Source organism: Wenzhouxiangella limi (assembly GCF_010499265.1).
Lineage (GTDB): Bacteria > Pseudomonadota > Gammaproteobacteria > Xanthomonadales > Wenzhouxiangellaceae > Wenzhouxiangella > Wenzhouxiangella limi.
In genome coordinates, this window is the sequence record NZ_JAAGSC010000044.1 from 209,704 (window position 1) to 234,455 (window position 24,752).

Genomic DNA, 24,752 nt, shown 5'->3' on the forward strand with positions numbered 1-24,752 from the left:
CTGCACGACGCCCGGTTTTTATTTCATTCATTTCCAAGGTGACCCGATATGCGTATCGTCAAAGTTTGTTTGCTTGTTCTGAGCCTTTTTCCCCTGATCGCCCTGGCCCAGTGGGAGGCCGGATCCTCCGACCGAGAGGGCCGTTGGGAAGCCAGTTTCGGGCTGTATCTGACCGGATCGGAGAGCGCCGATGGTCTCAACGAGTCGTCGGTCGATATCGATGACGGTCTCGGTTTCGGTTTCAGCACCGGCTACAACTTCACCCGCCACCTGGCGCTGCATTTTGACGCTTCCTGGTTCCGGGCCGACTATGACGCCGTTCTCAATACCGAAAACGAAGGCCTGGTGGGCATCAACCACCGCCTGTCGGCCTTCAACGGTCAGCTCAAGGGCGTGTGGAATATCTTCGATGCCGCCTTCACCCCCTACTTGCAGGCCGGGATCGGCTGGACCTACCTGGACTCCAACGTCAGCGACGGCACGCCGTCGACGGGCTGCTGGTGGGACCCCTGGTGGGGCTATATCTGCAGCGACTTTTACTCGACCTACAGCGACACCAGCTTCAGCTGGAACCTGGGTGCGGGTCTGCGCTACGAGTTCAGAAACGGCATGTTCGCGCGGGCAGGATGGGAGCAGATCACCATCGACGGCGGCCAGGGCGTGGATCCCCGGTTTGATGCCTACCGTTTCGAGCTGGGCTGGCTTTTCTGAGCGCAGACACGAGCCGTCTGATCGGGTGATGTGCGCTCGCGCTGCGAGAGTATCGCCTCGGCCAGGGCGCTGGCCGCGGCAATGAAGATGCCGAGCCCGATCAGAACGTAGACGATGGTAAACAGCCGTCCCAGGGTCGTGACCGGCACCAGATCGCCATAACCGACGGTGGCGATGGTCATGACCGCGAAGTACAGGGCATCGAGATAGGGCCAGCCCTCGACCAGCGAGTAGAACAGCGCGGCCAGGCCGATGATGGTGAAGGTGAATCCCATCAGCCCCTGAACTCGTCCATCGCGAAACGCAAAGCGCAGGCCGCGCACCAGGCTGCGCACGGGCTGGCTCAAGACACCGCCGGTTTTTGTTCCGGCTCGGCTGGATTGGGTTCGGCCGACCCCTTCGGGCTACTGCCGAAGCGCTCGCGCATGGCCTGAACGACGACGTAGAGCATGGGCGTCATCAGCGTGACCAGCACCATGGCCGCGATCATGCCCGACATCACCGTCACCCCCAGGCTGACCCGGCTGGCGGCTCCGGCACCCGTGGCGGTGACCAGCGGGACCACGCCGAGGATGAACGCCAGGCTGGTCATCACCACCGCCCGGAAACGCAGAACCGCGGCTTCGCGCGCGGCCTCGACGATGCTGCGGCCTTCCTTGTGCAGCTGCATGGCAAACTCGACGATCAGGATCGCGGTCTTGGTGGCCATGGCGACCAGCAGTACCAGGCCGATCTGGGCGTAGATATCCATCGGCAGGCCGGTCATGCGCAGCGCCAGGAACGAGCCCAAAAAGGCCAGCGGGACCGACAGCAGCACCGCGATGGGCAGCGTCCAGCTTTCGTACAGGGCGACCAGAAACAGGTAGGCGGCCAGGATGGCGAGCGCAAACAGCAGCACGATCATGTTGCCGGCCTCGATTTCCTGCAGGGTCTGGCCGGCCCAGGCAAAGTCGAATCCGCCGGGTGACTGGGCCAGCAGTTCTTCCATGGCCATGACCGCCTCCATGCTCGACACACCGGGCGCGGGTTCGCCGTTGATGGTCACGCTGCGGTAGAGATTGAAGCCCTCAAGACGGGTCGGTCCCTCGGCCGGGGTCAGCTGGGCCACGGTCGAGATGGGCACCATCTCGCCGGACGCATTACGGCCCTGAAAGTTGCGCAGGTCCTCGGGGCGCAAGCGAAAGCGCTGCTCGGATTCGAGCATCACGCGATAGGTCCGGCCGAACTGGGTGAAGTCGTTGACATAAATACCGCCGAGCTGGGCCTGCAGCGTCTGGAAGACTTCGCCGAAGTTCAGGCCCAGCAGCTTGGTCTTGTCGCGGTCGACTTCCAGTTCGTACATCGGCACGTTGGCGCGGAAGTTGTGGCGCACGCGCGTCAGCGCCTCGTGCTCGTTGGCCTGGGCGACGATTGCGTCGGCGGCTGCGGCGACCTCGGTGGGCGAGGCCCGGGCGGTATCCAGCAGCCGCATGTCGAAGCCGGAAACCACCCCGAGACCGGGGATGGCCGGCAGATTGAATACCATGGCCCGGGCTTCGGGAATCGACCACAACTGCCCGTTCAGGCGCCTGACCACCGCTGCCGGCTGGAGCGCCTCGTCTTCACGTTCCGCCCAGTCCTTGAGCACGACCACGCCGAAGCCCATGTTGGGTCCGCTGCCGCTCATGATCGAGTAGCCGCTGATGGCGATGACGTCGCTGACCGCCGGATCGGAGCGAACCATTTCGCTCAAGGTCTCCATGACCGCGGCCGTGCGATTGCCCGAGGCCGCGTCCGGCAGCTGCACGTCCACGAACAAAAAGCCCTGGTCTTCCTCGGGCACGAAGCCGGTCGGGGTGCCCATGGCCAGCACCACCACGACGGCGAGAATGCCGACGAAGACCGCGCCCGTCACGGCGATCCGGCCCAGAATCCGGTCGATCAGCCAGCGATAGCCCCGGCTCAAGCGGTCGATGAGAAACTCGACCGGCTTGAGCCAGCGGATCGGTTCGGCACCGCTGCGCAGCAGCAGCGAGCTCAGCGCCGGCGACAGGGTCAGGGCGTTGACCATGGAGATCAGCACCGCAAAGCAGATCGTGACCGCAAACTGGCGAAACAGCTCGCCGGTGATGCCGGGCAGGAAGGCCACCGGGACGAACACCGCCAGCAGCACGAGGGTGGTCGAGACGATCGGGGCGGTGATCTCGCGCATGGCCTGGGAGACCGCCTGCCTGACGTCCATGGATTTTTCGTGGATCAGCCGATCGACGTTTTCGATCACCACGATCGCATCGTCGACCACGATGCCGATCGCCAGCACCAGTCCGAACAGGGTGATCAGGTTGACCGAGTAACCCATCGCCGCCATGAAGGCAAAGGTGCCGATCAGCGAGACCGGGATGGCGATGGTCGGAATCAGCGTTGCGCGCAGGCTTTGCAGAAACAGAAACACCACCAGCACGACCAGGGCAATGGCTTCGTACAGGGTGTGCACGACCTCGCGGATGGACTCGTCGATAAAGCGCGTGCTGTCGAACAGGATGGCGTATTCCAGGCCGTCAGGGAACAACGCTTCCTGACGCTCCATTTCCGCGCGTACCCGTTCGGCGACGTCGAGGGCATTGGCGTCGGGCAGCTGGTAGATCACCAGGAAGGCGGTGTCGCGACCGTTGAGCTTGGAGGTCGCGGCGTAGGAGCGCGCACCCAGCTCGATGCGGGCAATATCGCGCAGTCGCACGACCCGGCCGTCCGGCGTGCTCCGGATCACGGTCTGGCCGAACTCGCCGGCTTCGCTCAGACGACCTTCGCTGCGGATGTTGAAGGTAAAGACCTGGTCGGGCGGCGCCGGCTCCTGGCCCAGGGCGCCGGCGGCGACGATCTGGTTCTGCTCGCGCACGGCGGCGTTGACGTCGGCGACCGTGAGCCCGAGCTGGTTCATCCGCTCGGGGTCCAGCCAGATGCGCATGGCGTACTCGCTGGTGCCCAGCACCTGCGCTTCGGCCACGCCGCGGATGCGGGCGACGTTTTCCACCAGGCTGGTGGTGGCGTAGTTGCTCAGAAACAGCGCGTCGAGTTCGGGCCGTTCGGAGAACAGGTTGATGCCCAGCAGCATGTTGCCCGACTGCTTGCGCACCACCACGCCCTCGCGCCGGACCTGCTCGGGCAGCTGGCTTTCGGCCAGCGTGACCCGGTTCTGGACGTTGACCTGGGCCATGTCGACGTCGGTGCCGGTGGCGAAGGTCACGGTGATCGAGGCCGCCCCGTCGCTGGTGGCCGCCGACTCGAGATAGATCATGCCCTCGACGCCGTTGAGGCGCTGCTCGATCGGGCGAACCACGGCATCGGCCACGGTCTCGGCGCTCGCGCCCGGGTAAACGGCCCGGACCTGGATCTGCGGCGGCGCCAGGTCGGGGTACATGTTGACCGGCAGCGTCTGCAGGGCCAGCAGACCGGCCAGGGTGATGAGAATGGACAGGACGAACGCGGACTTGGGCCGGTTCAGAAAGAACTCGCTCACGGTGTTGCCCGCTCGACCGGGGCCAGCAGGCCGGTGTCGTTGTCCCAGTCATAATGCGCGGTCTGGACGGCATTGCCGGCGCGCACCTTCTGCAGCCCCTCGACGACGACCAGCTCGCCCGGCTCGAGACCCGCGGCCACCACCGAGGCGACGCGCAACTCGCGCTCCAGGGTGATCTGACGTTCGGCAACGGTTTGATCCGGCTGCACCACCAGAACGAACTGGCCGAGCTGATTGCGTCGGACCGCCTGTTTTGGTACCAGCAGGGCCGGCTGCTGCTCGCGTGTTTCGATTTCCACCGTTGCGAACAGACCGGGGACGAGCTCATCGTCAGGATTGGGGAAGCGGGCGGTGATCTGGGCGGTGCCGGTGGTTTCGTCCACCGCGATATCGACGAAATCCAGCTCGCCGGGCCAGGCATAGGGCTCGTCGTCTTCCAGCAGCAGGCGAATCTCGAACTGATCGGCCGCCAGCCCGAGATTGCGCTGGCGGATCAGTTCGCGGAACTCGCGATCGGTCAGCTGGAAGCGGGCCACGATCGGGTCGGTGGCCAGCAACCTGACCAGCGGTCCGGACGCCGGCCCGACGACGTTGCCGACCGTGGCGACCGTGTCGCCGACGCGGCCATCGATGGGTGCGCGAATGATGGTGTAGTCCAGATTCAGGCTGGCCTGGGCCAGGGCGGCCTCGGCCGCCGTCAGCGCCGATTGCGCCTGGCTGGCGGCATCGCGCAGCTTGTCGATATCGGCCGCCGAAAGAAAACCGCGATCGGCCACCTCCAGCCCGCGCGCCAGGTTGCGTTCGGCCAGTTCCAGCGCGCTGCGGCGCGCTTCCACCTGGGCTTCGGCCTGGCGCATCTGGTCGCGCAGCGGCTCATCCTCGAGCCGAAACAAGACGTCGCCGGCGCGCACGCGCGCGCCCCGATCGAACAGCACCGCAGTGACCTCGGCGTTCACTCGGGCCTGGACCTGCACGGCTTCGACCGCCTCGGTCCGCGCGCTGACGCGCCATTGGCGATTGAGGTCCACCGGACGAATTTCATAAACGCCGACACCGACGGGCGGGGGCGGCGCCGGATCCTCGGCGGAACCGCAACCGTTCAGCAACAAACACGCGCTGAATAACAGGGGCAGGGTGGATTTCATGGTTGTCGGGTTTCCGGGGCGGGTCGTGGCTGTGAAGTTGACGGGTTGTTGAGCGCTTGGCCAACGGCGCGCTTGCCTAGCCTGCAGCGCGTCTGGCTCGGGCGCTCGCCGAAGGCTCGGGCATAGTCGATCGCGAACTGTCCCGGGTGACCGAAGCCGAGATCAAAGGCGATCTGCTGGATCGAGGCGTGGCCTTTGCCGGAAATGAGGCGACGGCGGGCGGCGTGCATGCGCAGATTCTTGATGTGGGCCGCCGGTGAGCGGCCCAGCAGTTCATTGAAGGCATAAAACAGCAGCCGACGGCTGGCAAAGGTGGCTTCGCACAATTCGGTGATGCTGGGCGGGCGATCCAGCCGGCTTCGAATCATGTCTTCGGCCCGTCTGACGATGCGGCGTCGATGGGCCAGGCTGGCCCGAAGCAGTCTCGGCCGCGCACCGGTCTGGGCGAGGGCAATGACATGCCCGGCCAGTCCCCCGGGCCCGAAGCTCGCTGCGCCGGAGTGGGACGAGTTGAAAGACAGCAGGTTCATGAGAAGCCGTTCCATGCGCGCAGTGACCCTGGGATCGGATACGTGTAACCACTGGTGCAGCAGGGTGTCGGGCTCGACCTGGTATTCGGCCTCGATGATTCGGCTGGCCTGCTCGACCGGGATCGAGACGGCGAATTGACAGTGCCCCGGCTCGATCTGCTGGAAGACCTCGCCGCCGGGGTCAAGCAGCAGCAGGCTGCCATCCTCCAGCTTTTGCCCCCGGAACCGGCCGCCGGCGCAGCGTCGGGTAATCGGTGTAATCGTCCAGCGCTCGCGCGAGCGTTGTCCCGAACACACCAGTTCACGGTTCACGCTGCTGCTGAAGACATCGCATGAATCGACCTGAGCAATCGCAAAGGCCGCCTCCAGCGGTCCGGGGCGCGATTGGGTGATTTGGCCATTGAATATCTCGCCCAGCGCGGCCTGGAGTTGTTCGACGGAAGAAAGATGGATGCGCTGGACTGAGTTCAAGCGGGGAATCTCATCAAGTGAATTGCTGCTTCAACCCCGCATCTTACTCAAACTGGGAGCAACATCCAATCGTTGAACAGGCAGTCAGGCAGCCAGGCGAAGAGTTTGCATTGTTTGACTTTGTGTGTTGGTCAGCGCGCGTTATGGTTGAAAGTCTTGTCAGCGGGGCCGTCGACTAGCAGGAGTTCGTAAGGGCGCAAGGGACGCTGATGAGATAAGCCGCCACGCGATGCAGTACGCGGGCTGACCTGAACATTTCATCGGCCTGTAGTTGCCTCATAAGTCCGTCGCCCCTTGATGTTTTTGCTACCTAACGTTGAACTCCCGGCTTTTTGCGCGCGAACTCCATTCCGGCTGATGGGGTTGGCGATGCTTTTTATTTTGCTGTCTGACTCGACGGCTGCCGAGAATGCCAGCTGGACAGGGGTCTGGGACACACAGTGGCGCAACGGCGGCGCCGTGATGGAACTGCGTCAGGAAGGCGATCGGGTCGAGGGGTTCTACCCGGGTTTCGAAGGCGTGATGCAGGGTCGGGTGGACGGCAAACAACTTTCCGGCACCTGGACCGATGCTGCCGGGCAGGGCGTTTTCACCTTTGTCATGTCGCCTGACCGGCAAAGCTTCATGGGACGATTCGGTACCGGCGAGTGGTGGACCGGCATGCGGACCGAAACCGACATCGCCGACACCTTGTTCGGCCGGCTGGATCTTTCGAGCCCGCAGGCGACCTTGCGGTCTTTTCTGCAGGCCGGCGCCCGGGCCGGAGAGGGACGTAGCGACCGGCTGGGTATCGTCGTTCCCTTGCTGGATTTTTCGGCTTTCGAGGAGTCCTTGACGGCCTATGACCGCATCGACCTGGCGCGGCTGCTTTTCCAGGTCATCGACCGTTTGACTTTTCGGGTCTGGGAGCTGCAGCGCGACGAAGACCTCGCCGACGAGGTCGAGTACGCGGCAAATCTGACCCAGGCAGGGACCAATCTGGCCTACACGCTGCGATTTCGTGCGTCATCGGATTCGGACAGTGGCGAAAGAACCTGGCGGCTGGTCGTGCCGCCGGAGGCCGAAATGCGCGCCGCGCTGGAGGAACTGCTCGTCAGGCACGACGGTGTCTTGCCGCATGCGCGTGAACATCACGCATTGCAATCGCCCCGCGACACCATGCGCACGTTTGTCGAACAATGGGACAACGCCCGTAACGGCAACGGGGAGCTGTTCCTGAAAACCATGGACCTGTCGCAGATCGCCGAGGCCGTGCGCCAGGAAGAGGGCGCGCTGCTGGGCGAGTATCTGATCGAGGTGCTGCACCGGATCGGTTTGCCGCTGCGCCAGGAGATTCCCGATGATCCGAATCGGCGCGGTCCGTATGTTCATTTCGTCCACCCGGTCGGTGTTGTCGAGATTCATCCCATCGAGCAAGAAGATGGGTCCACCCGCTGGCAGTTCAGCGCCGAAACCATGGCCAGCGCGCGTCAGCTGTTCATGGCGCTGGAGGACATGCCGCTGGCCGACACCTCTCGACGCGGCGCGTCGACGCCGTTTTTCGAGATTCGCAATCAGGTTCGATCGGTCCACCGCGATCTTCTCAACGAAGCCGGACCCGGGGTCGAACTCTGGCAGTGGTTTGCGCTGATCCTTTGGTTGCTGGTCAGTATTCCGATCAGCTGGTTATTGACCGGGATGGTCGCCAAGCCATTCCAGCTTGACGAGAGCGACGAGAATCGGGTGCTTTCTCCGAAGGTTCGTTTTTTCTGGCCTCTGCGGCTGATCTTCATCGCCGGCATCGGCATGCTGGCGCTCAAGATGCTGGGGCTGCCGCAAAGCGTGGACATCCCGCTGCGCGTTGTGATCGGGGTGACACTGTCGATTGCCGGTGGCTGGCTTGCCTATCATCTGGTCGACAAGATCAGCGACGTGCTCGAGGCCCATTCGCAGCGTTATCGCTACCGCGACGAGATTCTGCGCTCGCTGGCCATCTCCATTGTCAAGCTGGCGGTGATCATTGGTGCGGTGCTGTTTCTGGCCGAGATCCTGTCGCTGCCCTATCAGGGCGTGATCGCCGGTCTCGGGATCGGTGGCCTGGCCGTGGCGCTGGCTGCACGCAGCACGCTGGAAAACCTGATCGGTGGTCTGACCCTGTTTGCCGACAAACCGGTCGAGGTGGGCGACCTCTGTCAGCTCGGAGAGCATCTGGGCGTGATCGAGGGCATCGGTTTGCGCTCGGTCAAGGTGCGATCACTGGCCCGAACCGTGGTGACCATCCCCAACGCCGAATTCGTCAACCTCAACATCGAAAATCTCAGCCGCCGCGACCGCATGCTGTTGCGCACCACCGTCGGCTTGCGCTACGAAACCAGCCCGGACCAGCTGCGCTGGGTGTTGACCGAGATTCGCCAGTTGCTCTTGCAGCATCCAATGGTGACGCCTGAACCGGCCCGGGCGCGGTTTCTTGGTTTCGGCGACCATTCCGTGGACATCGAGATCTTTGCCTACATCAAGACCAACGATTTCAACGAGTTTCTCGGCGTGCAGGAAGATATCTTTCTGCGCCTGATCGAGATCGTCGAGGAATCCGGTACCGGCTTCGCGTTCCCGTCCATGGTCAACTACCTGGCCAGCGACGGGGGCGTGGACGACGAGCGGGCAGAACGCGCTGAAGCGATCATGCGCGAACTGCGCGAGGGCAACGAGCTGCCTTTCCCGAATTTCGATGTGCAAACCCGCAAGAAAATGCGCGACACGCTGGACTATCCGCCGGAAGGTTCGGTCGACTTCGAGCCACAAAATGATGCCAGCGCTTAAAGGACGCCTGACGAGGAAAACCCATGCTCAAAACCGTGAAAAATTCTTTGCTGCTGTTGCTGGTAGGCGCTTTGGCTGGTTGCGCTGGCCAAACCACTCAGGGCGATAACGAAATGGCTGAAGTCAGTGGACAGGTCTTTTACGTCGAGCGGATCGCGGCACCGCCCAACGCCCGACTGGAGATCGTGCTCGAAGACATCAGCCGGCAAGACGTTGCCGCCGAGCGCCTGGGTGAAATGGTGATCGAGCCGGCGGGCCAGCCGCCGTATGAGTTCAGCATCGAATACGATCCGGCGCAGATCGATCCACGCCACAGCTACCGGGTCGCTGCTCGCCTGTACGACGGCCAGGATTTGCTGTTTACCAGTGACACGGTTCACCAGGTTCTGACCCGGGGCTTTCCGGCAACGGCGTCGGTGCGGATGCGCCGGGTTGCGCGACGCCCCGACCAGCTGCTCGGCGCGATTCCGGCAGCTTTCGCGGGGACGCTGCCCTCCGCCGGCCCCGGGGTCGAGACGCAGATCCATCTGCTGGAAAACGGGGTGTACTTCATGCGTGAGACCCATCTGGATCGCGACAACGGCACCTTTGACGACATCGGGCGGTACCTGGTTTCGTCGGATCGAAAGCAGCTTTCGCTGCACGGGGGGCGCGAAGCGCCGCTGCGTTTCGCCATTGAGGGGCCGGATGCCCTGGAGATGCTCGACCGCGACGGCGCACGCATTGATTCCGAACTGAACTACACCCTGGAGCGCAAGCCGCAGCTTGCGCTGCCGGAGCCGCGCCTGCTCATGGGGGGAAAGTTTCGCTATCTGGCCGGTGCCGGGCGTTTTCGGGAGTGCCTGACCGGACTTGACCTGGCGGTGGCCGCTGAAGAGGACAACCGTGCGCTCGAAGAGGCCTACCTGGAGGCGCGGGAAGAACCTGGCGAAGAGCTGAAGGTGAGCCTGGAAGGCCGGATCGAGCAACGGCCTTCGGCTGAATCGCCGGAGCCGGTCATGACGCTGGTGCCGGAGCGATTCATCGGCGTCTGGCCTGGCCAGGATTGTCCGCCCAGGGCGCATGCTGCGAGCCTGGAGAACACCTACTGGCGACTGGTGCTGTTGCGCGGCTCCGGCGTCGAGCGGTTCCCGAACCAGCGCGAACCTCACCTGGTGTTTCGCGACACCGGTGAGGTGGGCGGCTCGGACGGCTGCAATCGCCTGAGCGGTCGCTACCGCTCGACGGGTGGCAGCATCGAATTTTCCGAGCTGGTCACGACCCGCAGAATGTGCGCCCAGGGCATGGAGCAGGCCGAAACTTTTGTCCAGACGCTGAGCGTTGCCAATCATGTCAGGGTGATCGGTCAGCACCTGGAAGTGCTTGACGAGGCAAACAACCTGTTGATGCGCCTTGAGGCCCTCGCGCTATGATCCCTTCATTCTTCCACCCAGGTATACAACCATGAGACAACTCATTTTTCCCGTTCTGGCCGCGCTGCTGCTGACCGCCTGCGCCAGCTCACCACGTATCGAAACCATGAGCGCGCCCAACGTGGACTTTTCCGGCTACTCCAGTTTTGCCTTTGTCGATCCGCTGGGGACCGACCGGGGTGGCTATGCCAGCCTGATCTCGCAGCAGCTGACCTTCTCCATTCGCCGTGAAATGGAGCTGCAGGGCTTCGAGTATGCCGACGATGCCGACCAGGCCGATCTGCTGGTCAATGCCTACACCCACCTCGATGAGCGCATCCGCACGCGCGAGGTGGCCGACCCGTTCATCGGGCCGTCCTACTGGGACTATCGCTACGGTTTCTATACCGCCTGGCCGGGCTACTCGGTGCGCACCGAAGTGCAGCAGTACACCGAGGGCACGCTGACCATCGATCTGATCGATGCATCCAACAACGTGATGGTCTGGGAGGGCAATGCCCGCAACGAGATCAGCGAGAGAACGCGGCGCGACGCGGCGCAGGCCATCGATCAGGCCGTCGCCAAGATCTTCGAGCGGTTTCCCTAACCCATGCCGTTCGCTTCCGATAACCCGGCGATTCGTACCCGGCGACCATGAAGTCTGCGGGCCAATTGTTCCAGACCGTTGCCTCGAACCGTGTGTTCGGGGTCTCACTGGTCCTGGTCGCCGCTTTTGGTGCCTGGGGCCTGATTGATCCCGATGGCATGAGCGGGACCTCGCTGGGGTTCACGACCTTCATGCTGACCAGCATCGGTTGGTACTGGCTCCTGATCAGCACCGGTTTCCTGATCCTGGCCGCTTTCCTGGCGTTTGGGCCCTATGGCGGGGTCAAGCTGGGCGCCGACGACGAAGAGCCCGAGTTCTCGACCGTTTCATGGATCGCCATGCTTTTTGCCGGCGGCATGGGCGCCGGCCTGATCTTCTGGGGCGTGGCCGAGCCGCTGTACCATTTCCGTGAGCCGCCTGGCATGCCCGGGGGGACCGCCGAGGCCGCCCGGACTGCGTTTGTCTTGACCAATCTCCATTGGGGCCTGCATGCCTGGTCGATCTACGGCATCTGCGCGATGGTGATCGCCTATTTCACCTTCCGCAAGAACAAAAAGCCGCTGATCTCGACGCCGATCGAATCGCTTTTTCCGGGGCGCACGGGTCAGCGGGTGGGGCAAGTCGCCAATATTCTGGGGGTATTCGCGGTGGTCTTCGGACTGGCCGGATCCCTGACCATGGGGACGTTGCAGATTCGTGCCGGGCTGGGTGAGCTGGTCGGTACGCCTTTGAGTTTCGGCATGTCGCTGGCCATCATGGCGGTGATGTACGGCACCTACATGACCTCCACCGCCGTTGGCGTCGATCGCGGCATCAAGCTGCTGTCCAACATCAACATGGTGGTGGCCGTGTTGATGGTGTTCTACATCGCGGTCTTCGGGCCGACCTCGTTCATTTTCGAGACCCTGGTCGACTCGATCGGCGGTTATTTCACCCAGTTGCCCGGACTGGCTTTTCAGCTTCTTCCGTTCGAGGGTCTTCAGGACTGGACGGCCAGCTGGACGCTGACCTACCTGATCTGGTGGCTTGCCTGGGGGCCTTTCGTGGGCATCTTCATCGCCCGCATCAGCCGGGGACGCACGATTCGCGAGTTCTGTGCCGGCGTGATCATCGTACCGACGCTGTTTTCGCTGTTCTGGTTTGCCGTCCTCGGCGGGGCCGGGGTGTTCATCGAGCTGTTCGGCGGGGGTGGTATCGCCGAACTGGTCTCGCAGGACGTCAGCCGGGCGTTCTTCGTTTTCCTGGACTTCTTTCCGCTGGGTCAGCTGCTGGGCTTCGTTGCCCTGTTCCTGATTTTCATCTTCCTGGTGACCTCGGCCGATTCGGGCAGTTTCGTGCTGTCGATGATGACCAGCGACGGCAAGCTCAATCCGCCGCTGTCCTACAAGCTGGTGTGGGGCAGCCTGGTCGCCATTTTGACCGTAGCCACGCTGTTCAGCGGATCGGTCGAGGTCGCCAAGGCGATGGCGGTGACCGGTGCCATTCCCTTTTCCGTGGTGCTGCTTTTGCAGGTGGTCGGCTTTCTGAGGGCGATTCGAAGCGAGCGGGGCGGACTCGAAGCACACGCCCAAAGGAGGCCCCGGTGAGCCGTTTTTGCGCCTTCGTCTCAGTCCTGGTCGGGCTGGCCATGCTCGGCGGTTGCAGCCGGGATGATGAGTCCCTGCAAGTGGGTGGAAAGCAGTCTCCGGAATACCAGATCGTTGGCGAGCTGGTCGCTGAACTGGCCGAGGAGGCCGGGATTCCGGTAGAGCGGCGGATTGGTCTGGGCGACAGCCGTTTGACGCTCGAGGCCCTCAAGCGCGGCGAGATCGATATCTATGCCGAATCGACCGGTTCCGGGCTGGCCCTGTTGGGCCTGGCCGAATCGGCCAGTGCCGATCCCGATGCGTCGATCCGTTTGCTGCGTGAGCGCTATGCTTCGCTTGGCCTGGAATGGAGCGATCCGGTGGGCTTTGAAAGCAGCCCGGTCCTGGTGATGCTGCGTGATCGGGCCCGACCCTTGCGCATTCGCAGTTATTCCGATCTCTCTGAGCAAGCTGACGACCTGGTCGTCGGGGTAGACAGCGAGTTTCGCCGGCGGCCCGTTGATGGCCTCGCGCCGCTGTCTTTGCGTTACGGGCTGCAGTTCGAGCGGGTCGTCGAGGTCGAAGCGCGCAACCGAGTCGAGCTTTTCGGCCGGCTCCTGGACGGTGAGATCGATGTCGCGCTGGTGCGCTCGGGTGATCCCGAGATTCCGCTGTTCGATTTGCTGGAACTCCGGGACGATCTTGATTTCTTCGCCGGTGGCGAAGTCGCACTGCTCTACCGTCTGGCTGCGCTGCAGCGATTCCCTGCGCTGGAGGGGGTCATGGAACAGTTGGCGGACGCGATCAACAACGAACAAATCCGCGCGTTGAGTCGCCGGGTCTCCATACGCGGCGAGGATCCAAGAGAAGTCGTACGTGATGAACTGATTCGTCGGGGCTTGATCGACGGCGAGGTCGGCAAGCGCGACCGGCAGGCCGTCAGCCTCGCCGTTTCGCCCAGCGCGAATGCCGACGGGGAGGCGGGCGCGCTGCTGCGGCAGCTGCGCCGTTCGTTCCCGACCAGCAACGTGAACCTGGTTCGCTCGGGCGATCCACTGGGTGCGGTCAAGGATGGCAGTGTGCGACTGGCGCTGGTCAGCGCGCCGGCCTTTTTTGCGCCGGGGTCGATCGACCCCGACCTCGGTCAGCCGCCGCTCAGGCCCGGTATCGAGGCCGTGGCCCTGGTCGGCACCAGCTATTTGCAGGCCTTCGCGCTGAATCCGCAGATCGAGCGTCTTGAACAGGCAAGCCTGATCGCCGCCGGACCGGAAGGCTCCAGCGGGTTCCGCGCCGCCCAGTCACTGATCGATGGATTGCAGCTGTCAGCGACCCTGGTGTCGGTGGAAGGAGACCGGCCGGAGACGCTGGCCGATGCCCTGATCAACAGCGGTGCGGACGTGGCGGTCCTGATGCAGCCGATCGGCAATTCGACGGCGCTGACGATGATGCGGCGCGGCCTGTCGCTGATCGAGGTCGACGGCTGGATCCAACGCAACAATCGCATCGTGTTCCCTTATCTTCAGCCGGCCCGGCTATCGCCAGCAGACCTGGCGCCGTTCCTGTCGGGTGACTCGGAAGGTTCCGAGCTCGCGACGGGATTCAGTCGCCCCATCGAGACCCTGGCCACTCAACTCGTGCTGGCGGGACCCGCACCAGCGGGCGAGGCCCGGCTTTCCACTCAAGGTCCGGGAGCCAGTTTCGATACGCGGCCCTTGCCGCTGACCGACCAGACGGTCGAACGCATCAATGCGGTGACAGCAGGCACCGAAGACATCTACCCGATCCTGCCCCAGGCGCGCGCACTGGCGCCACGACTGCCGCAGCCGCCGCAGTCCCTCAATCCGTCGCCAGCCGCATCCGGTCTTTCGGTTCTGGCTATCCTGTTGCTGATCTGGACGGCATGGTTGCTGCTGCGACCGACGCCAGTTGGGCGAGAATGACGCTGCACCGCGCGCCAAGGGTCCGATCGTGATTCATTGAGGTCAATGTCGATGTCGAAGTGGTTGTTGATGGCCTGCCTGATGGCGTTTGCCGTGGCCAGCCCGGCGCAGGATGAAGTCACGGAGCTGCCACTGAACGAGTTCAGACCCGCTTCCGGGGATCTCGACGAGATCGTCGAGCGACGGCGGCTCAGGGTGCTGGTGCCGTATGGGCGAACGCTTTACTTCATTGATGGCGGAACGCAGCGCGGCATCGCCTTCGAGATCATGCAGGGTTTCGAAGAGGTGCTCAACGAGCGTTTCGATCGCGATCATCTGCGGGTCGAGGTGGTCTTCATACCGACCACGCGGGACCGCCTGATTCCAGCGCTGGTCGAGGGTCTTGGCGATATTGTCGCGGCCAACCTGACCATTACGCCCGAGCGCGCCGAGCGGGTGGACTTCACCGTGCCGCTCGGCCGCGGCGTGCGCGAAGTGCTGGTCGCGCATGCCGGGGCAGAAGTGCCTGCAGGTTTGGAAGACTTGTCCGGTCAGGAGCTGTTCGTCAATCCGCAGAGCAGTTATTTCGAGCATCTGGAAAGTCTCAACCAGCGCTTCGCCGATCAGGGCCTCGCGCCCATCCAAATCAACGAAGCGCCCGACCATTTCGAAACCGAAGACGTGCTCGAAATGGTCAACGCCGGCCTGGTCGACTACACCTTTGCCGACAGCTACCTGGCCGCGTTCTGGCAGCAGGTGCTGCCGGATCTGCAGGTCATCGAAAACGTCAGCCTCAGCGACGGCAACGACATCGCTTTTGCGGTTCGACAGGACAGTCCGCAGCTGCTTGCCTTGGCGAACGAGTACCTCGCCACCACCCGCAAGGGCACCGCCACCGGCAATATCCTGTTTCGGCGCTATTATCAGAACACCAGCTTCGTCACCAACGCCACCGCCAAGGGCGAGCGCAATCGGCTGCTTGAGCTGGCCGAACTGTTTCAGCTTCATGCCGCCGAAAATCGCCTTGACTGGCTGATGATCACGGCGCAGGGCTACCAGGAATCGCGCCTGGACCACAGCGTGGTCAGCCCGGTCGGGGCCATCGGGGTGATGCAGGTGTTGCCGACGACGGCTGCCGACATGGGGATTTCGGACGTCACCGATCTGGAAGGCAATATCCAGGCCGGGGTGCGGTACGTGCGCTACCTGATCGACAGTTTCTTCGATGATCCGGACATCGAACCGGCCGACCGGGTATTGCTGGCCCTGGCCTCCTACAACGCCGGCCCGGGCCGGATTCGAACCTTTCGCCGGATCGCGGCCGAGCGTGGTCTTGACCCCAATCGCTGGTTCAACAACGTCGAGCATATTGCCGCTGAAAAGATCGGTCGCGAGACCGTGCAGTACGTGTCCAATATCTACAAGTACTACACCGCCTATCGCCTGGTCGAGGCGCAGGGGTTGCTGCAGTGACCCGCGGTGGAGCGGGCGCGGCGAGCGCTCTGGTTGCGCTTGTGCTGGTCTTGCCGGCCACGGCCGGCGCCGGCCCCAATCTGCTGACCGATCCGTTCCAGCTCTCGCTGGGCACTTTCATCCTCGATGTCGACCCGAGCGTGCGCCTGGATGGCGAGACGCAGACGGGCACCGACGTCGACTGGAAGCGCGCCTTCGGTCTTGGCGACGCCGCGCGCTTTCGCGTCGACGGGGCATGGCGTTTCAGCGACAGGCACAAGCTCAGAGCCAGCTGGTTCAGTGATTCGCGCGATCGCACGGCGAGCTTCGATCGTGAGGTCGCCTGGGGCGATGAAACGTTTGCCGTAGACGCCGAGGTTCGCGGCAGCCTGGATTTCGATATCTACCAGCTGGGCTATGAATACTCGTTTCAGCAGACTTCAAGGTATGAGCTGACCGCTTCGGCGGGGCTTCATGTGACCGACATTCGGGCAGCGCTTGCCGCCAGCGCAGCCGTTGACGCTTCGGCGCAGGGTGCTTTCAGCTCCGATATCGGCAAGGCGACCGCGCCGCTGCCGGTGCTGGGGCTGGCCGGGCTATGGTCACTGCCCGGTAATTTCTGGCTGAATGCAAGAGGCGAATACTTCTATCTGGCGCTCGGCGACTACGAGGGCCGGATTCAGAACTACCGGGTGGCCTTGACCTGGCAGCCCCGAACCTGGCTCGGGCTGGGGTTGAGCTATGACTACTCGTCGCTGGAAATCGATATTGATCGCACGGCGTTTACCGGCAAGCTGGACTGGACCTACCGCGGACCGATGCTTTTCTACAGCGCCAGTTTTTAGCCTCGCGTTGACTTAGAGATGCCGCGACCGGATCAGGCTGCCGAAGTTCAGATAGATTGAACTCTGGCCTTCGCTCGAGCGTCCGTAGCCCAGGAAAATCGGACCCAGCGGCGTGGACACACCCAGATAGAGCGCGCCGGAGTAGATCAGGTCGTTGAGCTCGAAGTCGGCCCGGCGTTGCCAGACGTTGCCCGCTTCCAGGCTGATGCCAAGGTAGGTCGGCAGCGAAAACAGCTGATTGACCTCGCCCATGCGGCGCATCAGCAGGGTGCGGGCGAGAAACAGCTGCGGTCCGCCCAGTTCGCGCTCGCCGTAGCCCGACAGGTTGCCCAGGCCGCCGAGAAAATCGACCGCCTGCAGGGACACTTCATCGCTTCTTCCCGATACCGCGCGCACCCCGGCCAGCAACAGGTAGCGGTCGAGTGAAAAGGCGCGGGTCAGATCGAAACGCAGAACCTCGGCGGTGGTCTCTGAACCCAAGGCGGGCTGGTAGAACTCGACCCGTCCATCGAGCAGCGTGCCGCGGGTCGGAAAGGTTGCATCATCGAGGCTGTCCCTGACGATGCCCAGCGCGGCAAAGCCGTAATCCTGGCGGACCCGCTCTGCGCCGATCCCGCCGGAGCCGATTTTTCGCGACAGACGGTCTGCGCCGCGCTCGAGCCGAACGAAGGTCCGGGTGCTGGTGTTCCAGTCGTTGCCGAGCTCGGCGCCAAAACGGCCCCGGCTCCAGCGCAGGCGGGCGAGTTCCGTGCGTTGATCGTCGACGAACAGCGGCTGATCGAGGGCGCGCGCGCTGGCATAAGGCTGAACGTAGGCGCGCGCCTTGCGGCCGAAGGGAACCCGCCAGGCGGCGGCCAGCTCGTTGAGTTCGCCCAGCGCCAGGCGCACGCGCCATTCGGCACCCGGGCGGATGTCGCTGGCCATGCGCGCCAGGGCTTCGAGCTGGTAGGTGCTGCCGCCGTCGAAGTCGTCACTCAAGCGCAAGCCCAGGCGCAGAAAGTTGGGGCCCCAGCTCTTGTCCACGGGCGTAACGTGGAGCACCAGCCGGCCCTGCTTGTCCTCCAGCCGGTAGATGATGCGCTCGTAGTGACCCTCACCGTAGATCTCGCCGATGCGGGCTTCAATGCGCTCAGGATCGGCCGGGGCACCCAGCAAAGGCCGCAATCGATCCTCGACCAGGAAGGCCGAGCGGCTCAGAGACGGATTCACGGCAATCCGGTCGATGGGGCGATCCGCCTGCCACTCGGGCCGCGCCCGGCCCTCGAATGCGGCCAGCCGGCGCGCATCGGCGGCAAATGGCTGCAGCTGCTCCACGTTGGCGTTGGCGGCCGCCTCGCCCAGCGGGACGGCCTCGCCGGCGCGGTCGAAATCTGCCGAGCCGATGTCTCTCAGGACGGGGCGGATCAGCACGTCGTCGTCTTCGAGCAGCTCAAGCGTGCGCTGGGTCTGGCGCTCCATCAGGATGGAGATGACCTGCATGGTGACCGAGGCCGGCGACCCCATTTCGTCCTCGTCGGCCAGCCCGGAGCCGACGTCGACCACGATCAGGCGCGTCGCGCCCATGGCCCGGGCGACGTCGATGGGCACGTTGTCGACCACGCCGCCGTCGACCAGCAGCCGGTCGCCGATGCGCAGCGGCTGAAACGCGCCGGGCACCGACATGCTGGCGCGCACAGCGTCGACCAGGTCCCCGGATTCCAGCACCACCGACTCGCCGCTGACCAGATCGGCCGCCACCGCCCGGAACGGGATCGGCAGCCGATCAAAGTGATCGACGTGGCTGACGTGCAGCAGCAGTTCGCGCAGCAGCAGGCCCAGATTCTGGCCCTGGATCAGGCCTTGCGGGATGCGCAGGCCGTCGCGGCCGATACCGATTTCCAGCGACGAAGGAATCAGGGCGGCGTCGGCCTTGCGCTGCGGGCTCAGCAGGGTGCGATCGGGCTGATCGCTGAGCGCGCCGGCCCAGTCGATGCGCTCGACAATCGCCTCGATGTCGTCGGCCCGGTACCCGCTGGCGTAGAGTGCGCCGACAATGGCTCCCATCGAAGTGCCGGCGATCACGTCGACCGCGATGCCCTGTTCCTCGAGGACCTTGAGCACGCCCACGTGAGCCGCCCCGCGCGCGCCGCCGCCGCCGAGCACCAGGCCGATGCGTTCTGACTCGGCTATTGCAGAACAGCTCAAAAGAGCGAGCGTGACCAGAAACAGCAAGCGGGCGCGAACACGGGTCATGGCCGGGGTTTAAAAAATGCGCGCGGGCACAGCCTGCCATTATTAGCAATCGCCGGCGTGGTCTCAAGCGCTGATCCGGGGCCTGCAGCTTTTAGTCTTCGCTGCCGGCTTTCTTGAGCCGGTAGAGGTGGTCCAGCGCCTCGCGCGGGCTCAACTCGTCGGGATCGATCGCTGACAGTAGTTCGCGCAGCGCATCCGGCGGGCTCTCCGGCGTCTCGGGTGCGGTGTCAAAAAGTCCCAGCTGCGGGGAAGCCGCGCGCGCGGCGTCGTTTTCCAGCCGGTTCAAATGCTTCCTGGCCTGGGTGATGACGGGTTTCGGCACGCCGGCCAGTCTGGCCACCTGGAGGCCGTAAGACTGGCTGGCCGGGCCTGCGCGCACCGAGTGCAGGAACACGATGCGCTCGCCGTGCTCGCGCGCCGCCAGGTGGACGTTGGCGATGCCCTCGTGGTCTTCGGCCAGGCGGGTCAGCTCGAAATAGTGGGTGGCGAACAGGGTCAGGGCGCGCAGCTTGAGCGCCAGCTCGGTGGCCACGGCCCAGGCCAGGGCCAGGCCGTCGAAGGTCGAGGTGCCGCGGCCGATCTCGTCCATCAGCACCAGCGATTGGCTGCTGGCGTTATGCAGGATGTTGGCGGTCTCGACCATCTCGACCATGAAGGTCGAGCGCCCCCGGGTCAGGTCGTCGCCGGCGCCGATGCGCGAGAAGATGCGATCGATCGGGCCGATGCGCACGTTTGCCGCCGGCACGAAGCTGCCGGCGTGGGCCAGGATCACGATGAGCGCGGCCTGGCGCATGTAGGTCGACTTGCCGCCCATGTTGGGGCCGGTGATGACCAGCATGCGCCGGTCGGGATCCAGGCGGCAGTCGTTCGGTACGAAGGCCTCGTCCTGGACCCGCTCGACCACCGGGTGGCGGCCGTCGGTGATTTCCAGACCGGGCTGATCGTCGAGCTGCGCCCGGGCGAAGTCGAGCGTCTCGGCGCGCTCGGCGAAGGCCACCAGCACGTCCAGCGTGGCCAGGCCCGAGGCCAGCCCGGCCAGGTGACGGTGATGTCCGGCCAGGTCCTCGACCAGGTTCTCGTACAGCGCCTTTTCGCGGCTCAGAGCGCGCTCGCGCGCCGAGAGCACCTTGTCCTCGAAGGCCTTCAGTTCCTCGGTGATGTAGCGCTCGGCGTTCTTTAGCGTCTGGCGGCGGCTGTACTCGGTCGGCACCTTGTCGGCCTGGGCCTTGGAGACTTCGATGTAGTAGCCGTGAACCCGGTTGTAGCCCACTTTCAGGGTCGGTATGCCGGTGCGGTTTTTCTCCTGCTCCTCGTAGCGCAGCAGGAAGTCGCCGGCGTTGCGGCTCAAGGACCTGAGTTCATCGAGTTCCGTATCGAAGCCTTCGGCGATCACCCCGCCGTCGCGGATGACCATGGGCGGCTGCTCGACGATGGCGGCGCTGAGCAGGCCGAGCAGCTCCGGGCAGGGCAGCAGGATCTCGGCCAGCTCGCGCAGCATTGGCGCGGTAAAGCCGTCCAGGGTTTCATGCAGGGCTGGCAGGCGGGCCAGGCCCTCGCGCAGGGTGGCCAGATCGCGCGGGCGCGCGCTTTTGAGCGCGATCCGGGTCAACACGCGCTCGAGATCGCCGATGCCGGACAGCTGCTCGGCCAGGCCGGGGTGGGCGTGCTGCTCGAGCAGGGTGGAGAGCGCTTCGAGGCGGGCGTCAAGGCGGGCATGATCGCGCAGCGGATGGGTGATCCAGCGCTTGAGCTTGCGGCTGCCCATGGGCGTGACCGTGGCGTCCATCAGGCCGACCAGGGTGTGCTCGCTGCGCCCGTCGGGATGGACGTCGATTTCCAGGTGGCGGCGGGTGGCGGCATCGAGCACCAGGTGTTGACTGGCCTGGACGGCGCGCACGCCGGTCAGGTGGGTCAGCTCGCCGGCCAGCATTTCGCCGGCATAGTTGAGCAGGGCGCCGGCCGCGGCCAGGCCGGGTCCGCGCTGCTCCACGCCGAAGCCGGACAGGTCCTGAACCTGCAGTTGCCGGCACAGTTCGCGCTCGCCGCTTTGAGCGTCGAAATGCCAGGGCGGGGTCGGGCGCAGCGCGGCGACCAGCCCGGCGACGGGCAGCGCGAAGTCTTCGGGAAACAGGATCTCGGCCGGGCGCAGGCGCTCGAGCTCGGCGCCCAGTTCCTGGGCGTCGCTCGGTTCGGCAAACCGCAGCCGCCCCCCGGCCACGTCCAGCCAGGCCAGGCCGAAGCCCATTTTGGCCGGCGCGATGGCGGCCAGCAGGCGGTCCTGGCGATCATCCAGCAGCGCTTCCTCGGTCACCGTGCCGGGGGTGACGATGCGCACCACCTTGCGCTCGACCGGCCCCTTGGACTCGTTCGGGTCGCCGATCTGCTCGCAGATGGCGATCGACTCGCCTTTTTTGATCAGCCGGGCGAGGTAGCCGTCGACGGCGTGGTAGGGCACGCCGGCCATGGGAATGGGCTGGCCGGCCGACTGGCCGCGCGTGGTCAGGGTGATGTCGAGCAGCTTGGCCGCGCGGCGGGCGTCGTCGTAGAACAGCTCGTAGAAATCGCCCATGCGAAAAAACAGCAGGATGTCCGGATAGTCGGACTTGATCCGCAGGTACTGCTGCATCAGGGGCGTGTGCTGGGCGGACTTGTCGGCCATTGGCCTGCGCGGGACTCCGGAATTGATTATGCGACCGCAGACGGGGCAGATTACCGCAGATCGATTGGGACCGCAGCACGGGCGGGCAAGTAACTGGCGTTGCTTTTTGATCAGCGTTTATCTGCGTTGATCTGCGGTTTGTTCCCAGGGTCGGGTAGAAAGCAAGGCATCATATGCGCCATGGACATCAGACACGACGATGAAGCCCTGGCCATGCTGACCGCGACCGTGGCCGCCGAGCTCAAGGCTCACGGCCGGAGGCTGGCAACAGCCGAGTCCTGCACCGGCGGCTGGATCGCCAAGCTGTGCACCGACCTGGCCGGTTCTTCGGCCTGGTTCGAGCGCGGCCTGGTCACTTATTCCAACGAGGCCAAGCAGGAGATGCTCGGCGTCGGGGTCTCGGATCTGTACCGATTCGGCGCCGTCAGCGAGGAGGTGGCCGCGGCCATGGCCTCCGGCGCGCTGCGCTTCAGCCGCGCCGACTGCGCCCTGGCCGTGACCGGCATCGCCGGCCCGGAGGGCGGCACGCCCGACAAGCCGGTAGGCACGGTCTGTTTCGGCTGGGCGATGCCGGGCGATATCGTGGAGACCGAACGCCATCGCTTTAGCGGAGACCGCGAGGGCGTCCGGCGGGCCACGGTCGGCCTGGCCTTGCGCGGCTTGCTGGACCGGCTGGCCAGGCCGGGGCGGGTCTAGCGCCGATACGTTTTCTTACCATGCCGGCCGAGCAAAAACCAACCCGCCGCCTGTTTTTCGCCTGCTGGCCGGATCCCTCGGTCCGGCGCTCGATCATCCAGCGGCGGCGTCTTATCGACGGCTTGTCGGATCGTCGGGTGCCCGATCACAACCTGCATCTGACCCTGCTGTTTCTGGGCAACCAGCCCGCCGACCGGCTGCCGGAAATCCTGGCGGCGGCCGATCGCGTTCGCGCGCCCGGTTTTGAGCTCAAGCTCGATCGCTTCGGCTGGTTTGCCGGGGCAAGGGTGGCCTGGCTGGGCGGGCCGGCGCCGGATGCGGCCCGGGCGCTGGTTGCATGGCTGGGCGCAGCGATGGCCGAGCTGGGTCTGGGTTTCCAGCCGCGCGAGTTCCATCCGCACATCACCCTGTACCGCAGGGTCGCGCGCCGGCCGGAATTCCCCGAGCCGCCCGCGCTTGACTGGCCGATCGCCGAATTTGTCCTGATCGAGTCGATTCCGTCCCGGCCTTATCAGGTTTTGAGAACCTGGCCGCTTACCGTATGACCAAGCTGGCCGGCAACGCCAGGCGGGCGGGCAGGAAGAGGGCGCCGATCGCGGTAGGAAAACGCCGCGACCGAGCGCACAAGGCCCGGCTGGCGACAGGCCGTGTGTGATAATCGGCGCATCGCAGCGACACCGACTTGAATTAAAGAGGAACATCATCGTGGACGACAACCGTAAACGGGCGCTGGCCGCCGCACTTGGCCAGATCGAAAAACAATACGGCAAGGGCGCGATCATGCGCATGGGCGACGACACGGGCCGCAAGGACGTGCCGGTGGTCTCGACCGGGTCGCTGGCGCTGGATGTGGCCCTGGGCATTGGCGGGCTGCCGCGCGGCCGGGTGATCGAAATCTACGGCCCGGAATCATCCGGCAAGACGACGCTGACCCTGCACGCCGTTGCCGAAGCGCAGAAAGTCGGCGGCACGGCCGCCTTCGTTGACGCTGAGCACGCGCTTGATCCCAGCTACGCCGAAAAGCTCGGGGTCAACGTCGACGACCTGCTGGTCTCTCAGCCCGACACCGGCGAGCAGGCCCTGGAAATCACCGACATGCTGGTCCGCTCCGGCGCGGTCGACATCGTTGTGGTCGACTCGGTCGCAGCACTTACGCCGAAAGCCGAGATCGAGGGCGAGATGGGTGACTCCCACGTCGGTCTGCAGGCCCGCCTGATGAGCCAGGCGCTCAGAAAGCTGACCGGCAACATCAAGCGCACCAACTGCATGGTCATCTTCATCAACCAGATCCGCATGAAGATCGGGGTGATGTTCGGCTCGCCCGAAACCACCACCGGCGGCAACGCGCTGAAGTTCTACTCCTCGGTGCGCCTGGATATCCGCCGCATCGGCGCGCTCAAGCGCGGCGACGAGGTGATCGGCAACGAGACCCGGGTCAAGGTGGTCAAAAACAAGATGGCCCCGCCGTTCCGCCAGGCGGTCTTCGAGATCCTCTACGGCGAGGGCATTTCGCGCGAGGGCGAGCTGATCGAGCTCGGCGTCGAGCACGGGCTGATCAAGAAGTCGGGGGCCTGGTACAGCTACGGCGACGACCGCATCGGCCAGGGCAAGGACAACGTCCGCCAGTTCATGAAGGATCATCCGGACATGGCCGATGAAATCGATCGGCTGGTGCGCGAGAAGCTCCTGCCCAAGCCCGAAGCGGTCGAAGCCGCGGCCGCCGCCGAGGCGGCCGAAGCCGGCTGATGAACGAATCCCGGGCCGAGGCCAGCCCGGCGGATGTGCGCGAGGCCGCGCTGCGCCTGCTGGCGCGGCGCGAGCACTCGGTCCAGGAACTGACGCGCAAGCTCACCTGCAAGGGCTGGCCGCAACCGCTGGTCGAGCAGGGCATCGCCGAGCTGGCCGAGCAGGGCCTGCAGTCCGACCAGCGCTTTGCCGAAAGCTTTGCCCGATCGCGCGCCGAAAAGGCCTATGGTCCGGTTCGAATCCGCGCCGAGCTGTCTGAACGCGGCATTGATCGCTCGCTGGCGCAGCGGGCGCTGGCTGAACTGGACGTCGACTGGCTGGCCCAGGCTGCCAAATGGTTCCTGCGCCGCTACGGCGAGACCCGATCCGAGGATATGAAGGAAAAGAGCCGGCGCCGGCAGGCGCTGGCCCGGCGCGGGTTCGAAGAGTCGGTCATTCGCGAACTGACGGATTGAAAGTCGGGCGAAAGGCTACAATCAAGGGTTGAA

18 protein-coding genes are annotated in these 24,752 nt (G+C 64.7%); 12 read left to right on the top strand and 6 right to left on the bottom strand.

All coding sequences use genetic code 11. From position 1 onward, the window contains the following. Nucleotides 1-48 precede the first annotated feature (48 nt). Nucleotides 49-711, top strand: a complete 663-nt coding sequence (locus tag G3I74_RS14545) for a porin family protein (protein ID WP_164212325.1) — start codon at nt 49-51, stop codon at nt 709-711. Here the strand turns inward: G3I74_RS14545 and G3I74_RS14550 are convergent. Genes G3I74_RS14550 through G3I74_RS14565 form a run of 4 tightly spaced genes read right to left on the bottom strand, consistent with a single transcriptional unit; the run spans nt 681 to nt 6,353 of the window. Then, nucleotides 681-1,058: a potassium channel family protein gene (locus tag G3I74_RS14550; protein ID WP_203594784.1), complete on the bottom strand. Its 378-nt coding sequence runs from the start codon at nt 1,056-1,058 to the stop codon at nt 681-683. The two genes, G3I74_RS14545 and G3I74_RS14550, sit on opposite strands and share 31 nt — an antisense overlap. Next, complete coding sequence (locus tag G3I74_RS14555; RefSeq protein WP_164212326.1) at nt 1,055-4,207, bottom strand: multidrug efflux RND transporter permease subunit; 3,153 nt, start codon at nt 4,205-4,207, stop codon at nt 1,055-1,057. Before G3I74_RS14555 ends, G3I74_RS14550 begins: the two co-directional genes overlap by 4 nt. Beyond that, nucleotides 4,204-5,352 (bottom strand): efflux RND transporter periplasmic adaptor subunit, encoded by a 1,149-nt coding sequence (locus tag G3I74_RS14560; RefSeq protein ID WP_164212327.1) that lies wholly within the window; start codon nt 5,350-5,352, stop codon nt 4,204-4,206. The genes G3I74_RS14555 and G3I74_RS14560 overlap by 4 nt, the downstream gene beginning before the upstream one ends. Continuing rightward, on the bottom strand, nt 5,349-6,353 hold the full coding sequence (locus G3I74_RS14565; protein WP_164212328.1) for a helix-turn-helix domain-containing protein: 1,005 nt from the start codon (nt 6,351-6,353) through the stop codon (nt 5,349-5,351). The genes G3I74_RS14560 and G3I74_RS14565 overlap by 4 nt, the downstream gene beginning before the upstream one ends. Before the next feature lie 369 nt (nt 6,354-6,722). Between G3I74_RS14565 and G3I74_RS14570 the strand changes: the two genes are divergently transcribed. The 7 genes from G3I74_RS14570 to G3I74_RS14600 all read left to right on the top strand — a co-directional run bounded on the left by G3I74_RS14570 (nt 6,723) and on the right by G3I74_RS14600 (nt 16,931). Continuing rightward, the gene (locus tag G3I74_RS14570; RefSeq protein ID WP_164212329.1) at nt 6,723-9,152 is read left to right on the top strand and encodes a mechanosensitive ion channel family protein; all 2,430 of its coding nucleotides are present in this window, start codon (nt 6,723-6,725) and stop codon (nt 9,150-9,152) included. A gap of 113 nt (nt 9,153-9,265) precedes the next feature. Next, the gene (locus G3I74_RS14575; RefSeq protein WP_164212330.1) at nt 9,266-10,564 is read left to right on the top strand and encodes a YbaY family lipoprotein; all 1,299 of its coding nucleotides are present in this window, start codon (nt 9,266-9,268) and stop codon (nt 10,562-10,564) included. A 31-nt stretch (nt 10,565-10,595) separates the two neighbouring features. Next, nucleotides 10,596-11,150: a DUF4136 domain-containing protein gene (locus G3I74_RS14580; RefSeq protein WP_164212331.1), complete on the top strand. Its 555-nt coding sequence runs from the start codon at nt 10,596-10,598 to the stop codon at nt 11,148-11,150. Nucleotides 11,151-11,197: 47 nt separating this feature from the next. Then, entirely contained in the window at nt 11,198-12,736 is a 1,539-nt protein-coding gene (locus G3I74_RS14585) for a BCCT family transporter (RefSeq protein WP_164212332.1), read from the top strand. Next, complete coding sequence (locus G3I74_RS14590; RefSeq protein ID WP_164212333.1) at nt 12,733-14,655, top strand: glycine betaine ABC transporter substrate-binding protein; 1,923 nt, start codon at nt 12,733-12,735, stop codon at nt 14,653-14,655. Before G3I74_RS14585 ends, G3I74_RS14590 begins: the two co-directional genes overlap by 4 nt. A gap of 51 nt (nt 14,656-14,706) precedes the next feature. Then, nucleotides 14,707-16,107 carry an MltF family protein gene (locus tag G3I74_RS14595; RefSeq protein WP_203594785.1) on the top strand — a complete coding sequence of 467 codons (1,401 nt, stop codon included), beginning with the start codon at nt 14,707-14,709 and terminating at the stop codon, nt 16,105-16,107. Next, entirely contained in the window at nt 16,104-16,931 is an 828-nt protein-coding gene (locus tag G3I74_RS14600) for a hypothetical protein (RefSeq protein ID WP_164212335.1), read from the top strand. Before G3I74_RS14595 ends, G3I74_RS14600 begins: the two co-directional genes overlap by 4 nt. 12 nt (nt 16,932-16,943) lie before the next feature. On the opposite strand, the gene G3I74_RS14605 is transcribed toward G3I74_RS14600, so the two are convergent. After that, nucleotides 16,944-19,163: a patatin-like phospholipase family protein gene (locus G3I74_RS14605; RefSeq protein ID WP_164212336.1), complete on the bottom strand. Its 2,220-nt coding sequence runs from the start codon at nt 19,161-19,163 to the stop codon at nt 16,944-16,946. A 91-nt stretch (nt 19,164-19,254) separates the two neighbouring features. Further along, the gene (gene mutS, locus G3I74_RS14610) at nt 19,255-21,822 is read right to left on the bottom strand and encodes a DNA mismatch repair protein MutS (protein WP_164212337.1); all 2,568 of its coding nucleotides are present in this window, start codon (nt 21,820-21,822) and stop codon (nt 19,255-19,257) included. Nucleotides 21,823-22,002: 180 nt separating this feature from the next. Here mutS and G3I74_RS14615 point away from each other — a divergent pair, with 180 nt between their 5' ends. From G3I74_RS14615 to G3I74_RS14630, 4 genes are all read left to right on the top strand, one after another. Further along, complete coding sequence (locus tag G3I74_RS14615; RefSeq protein WP_164212338.1) at nt 22,003-22,518, top strand: CinA family protein; 516 nt, start codon at nt 22,003-22,005, stop codon at nt 22,516-22,518. A gap of 20 nt (nt 22,519-22,538) precedes the next feature. After that, nucleotides 22,539-23,063: an RNA 2',3'-cyclic phosphodiesterase gene (gene thpR / locus G3I74_RS14620; RefSeq protein ID WP_164212339.1), complete on the top strand. Its 525-nt coding sequence runs from the start codon at nt 22,539-22,541 to the stop codon at nt 23,061-23,063. Between the two features lie 160 nt (nt 23,064-23,223). Further along, nucleotides 23,224-24,264 carry a recombinase RecA gene (gene recA / locus G3I74_RS14625; protein WP_164212340.1) on the top strand — a complete coding sequence of 347 codons (1,041 nt, stop codon included), beginning with the start codon at nt 23,224-23,226 and terminating at the stop codon, nt 24,262-24,264. After that, entirely contained in the window at nt 24,264-24,719 is a 456-nt protein-coding gene (locus G3I74_RS14630) for a regulatory protein RecX (RefSeq protein ID WP_164212341.1), read from the top strand. Before recA ends, G3I74_RS14630 begins: the two co-directional genes overlap by 1 nt. Nucleotides 24,720-24,752: the final 33 nt, after the last annotated feature.

Excerpts from the sequence above, each read along its gene's own strand:
- G3I74_RS14575 (WP_164212330.1), top strand. The coding sequence starts at position 9,266 with ATGGCTGAAGTCAGTGGACAGGTCTTTTACGTCGAGCGGATCGCGGCA.
- G3I74_RS14570 (WP_164212329.1), top strand. The coding sequence starts at position 6,723 with ATGCTTTTTATTTTGCTGTCTGACTCGACGGCTGCCGAGAATGCCAGC.
- G3I74_RS14545 (WP_164212325.1), top strand. The coding sequence starts at position 49 with ATGCGTATCGTCAAAGTTTGTTTGCTTGTTCTGAGCCTTTTTCCCCTG.
- G3I74_RS14615 (WP_164212338.1), top strand. The coding sequence starts at position 22,003 with ATGGACATCAGACACGACGATGAAGCCCTGGCCATGCTGACCGCGACC.
- thpR (WP_164212339.1), top strand. The coding sequence starts at position 22,539 with ATGCCGGCCGAGCAAAAACCAACCCGCCGCCTGTTTTTCGCCTGCTGG.
- G3I74_RS14595 (WP_203594785.1), top strand. The coding sequence starts at position 14,707 with ATGTCGAAGTGGTTGTTGATGGCCTGCCTGATGGCGTTTGCCGTGGCC.
- G3I74_RS14585 (WP_164212332.1), top strand. The coding sequence starts at position 11,198 with ATGAAGTCTGCGGGCCAATTGTTCCAGACCGTTGCCTCGAACCGTGTG.
- G3I74_RS14605 (WP_164212336.1), bottom strand. The coding sequence starts at position 19,163 with ATGACCCGTGTTCGCGCCCGCTTGCTGTTTCTGGTCACGCTCGCTCTT.
- G3I74_RS14630 (WP_164212341.1), top strand. The coding sequence starts at position 24,264 with ATGAACGAATCCCGGGCCGAGGCCAGCCCGGCGGATGTGCGCGAGGCC.
- G3I74_RS14560 (WP_164212327.1), bottom strand. The coding sequence starts at position 5,352 with ATGAAATCCACCCTGCCCCTGTTATTCAGCGCGTGTTTGTTGCTGAAC.
- mutS (WP_164212337.1), bottom strand. The coding sequence starts at position 21,822 with ATGGCCGACAAGTCCGCCCAGCACACGCCCCTGATGCAGCAGTACCTG.
- G3I74_RS14580 (WP_164212331.1), top strand. The coding sequence starts at position 10,596 with ATGAGACAACTCATTTTTCCCGTTCTGGCCGCGCTGCTGCTGACCGCC.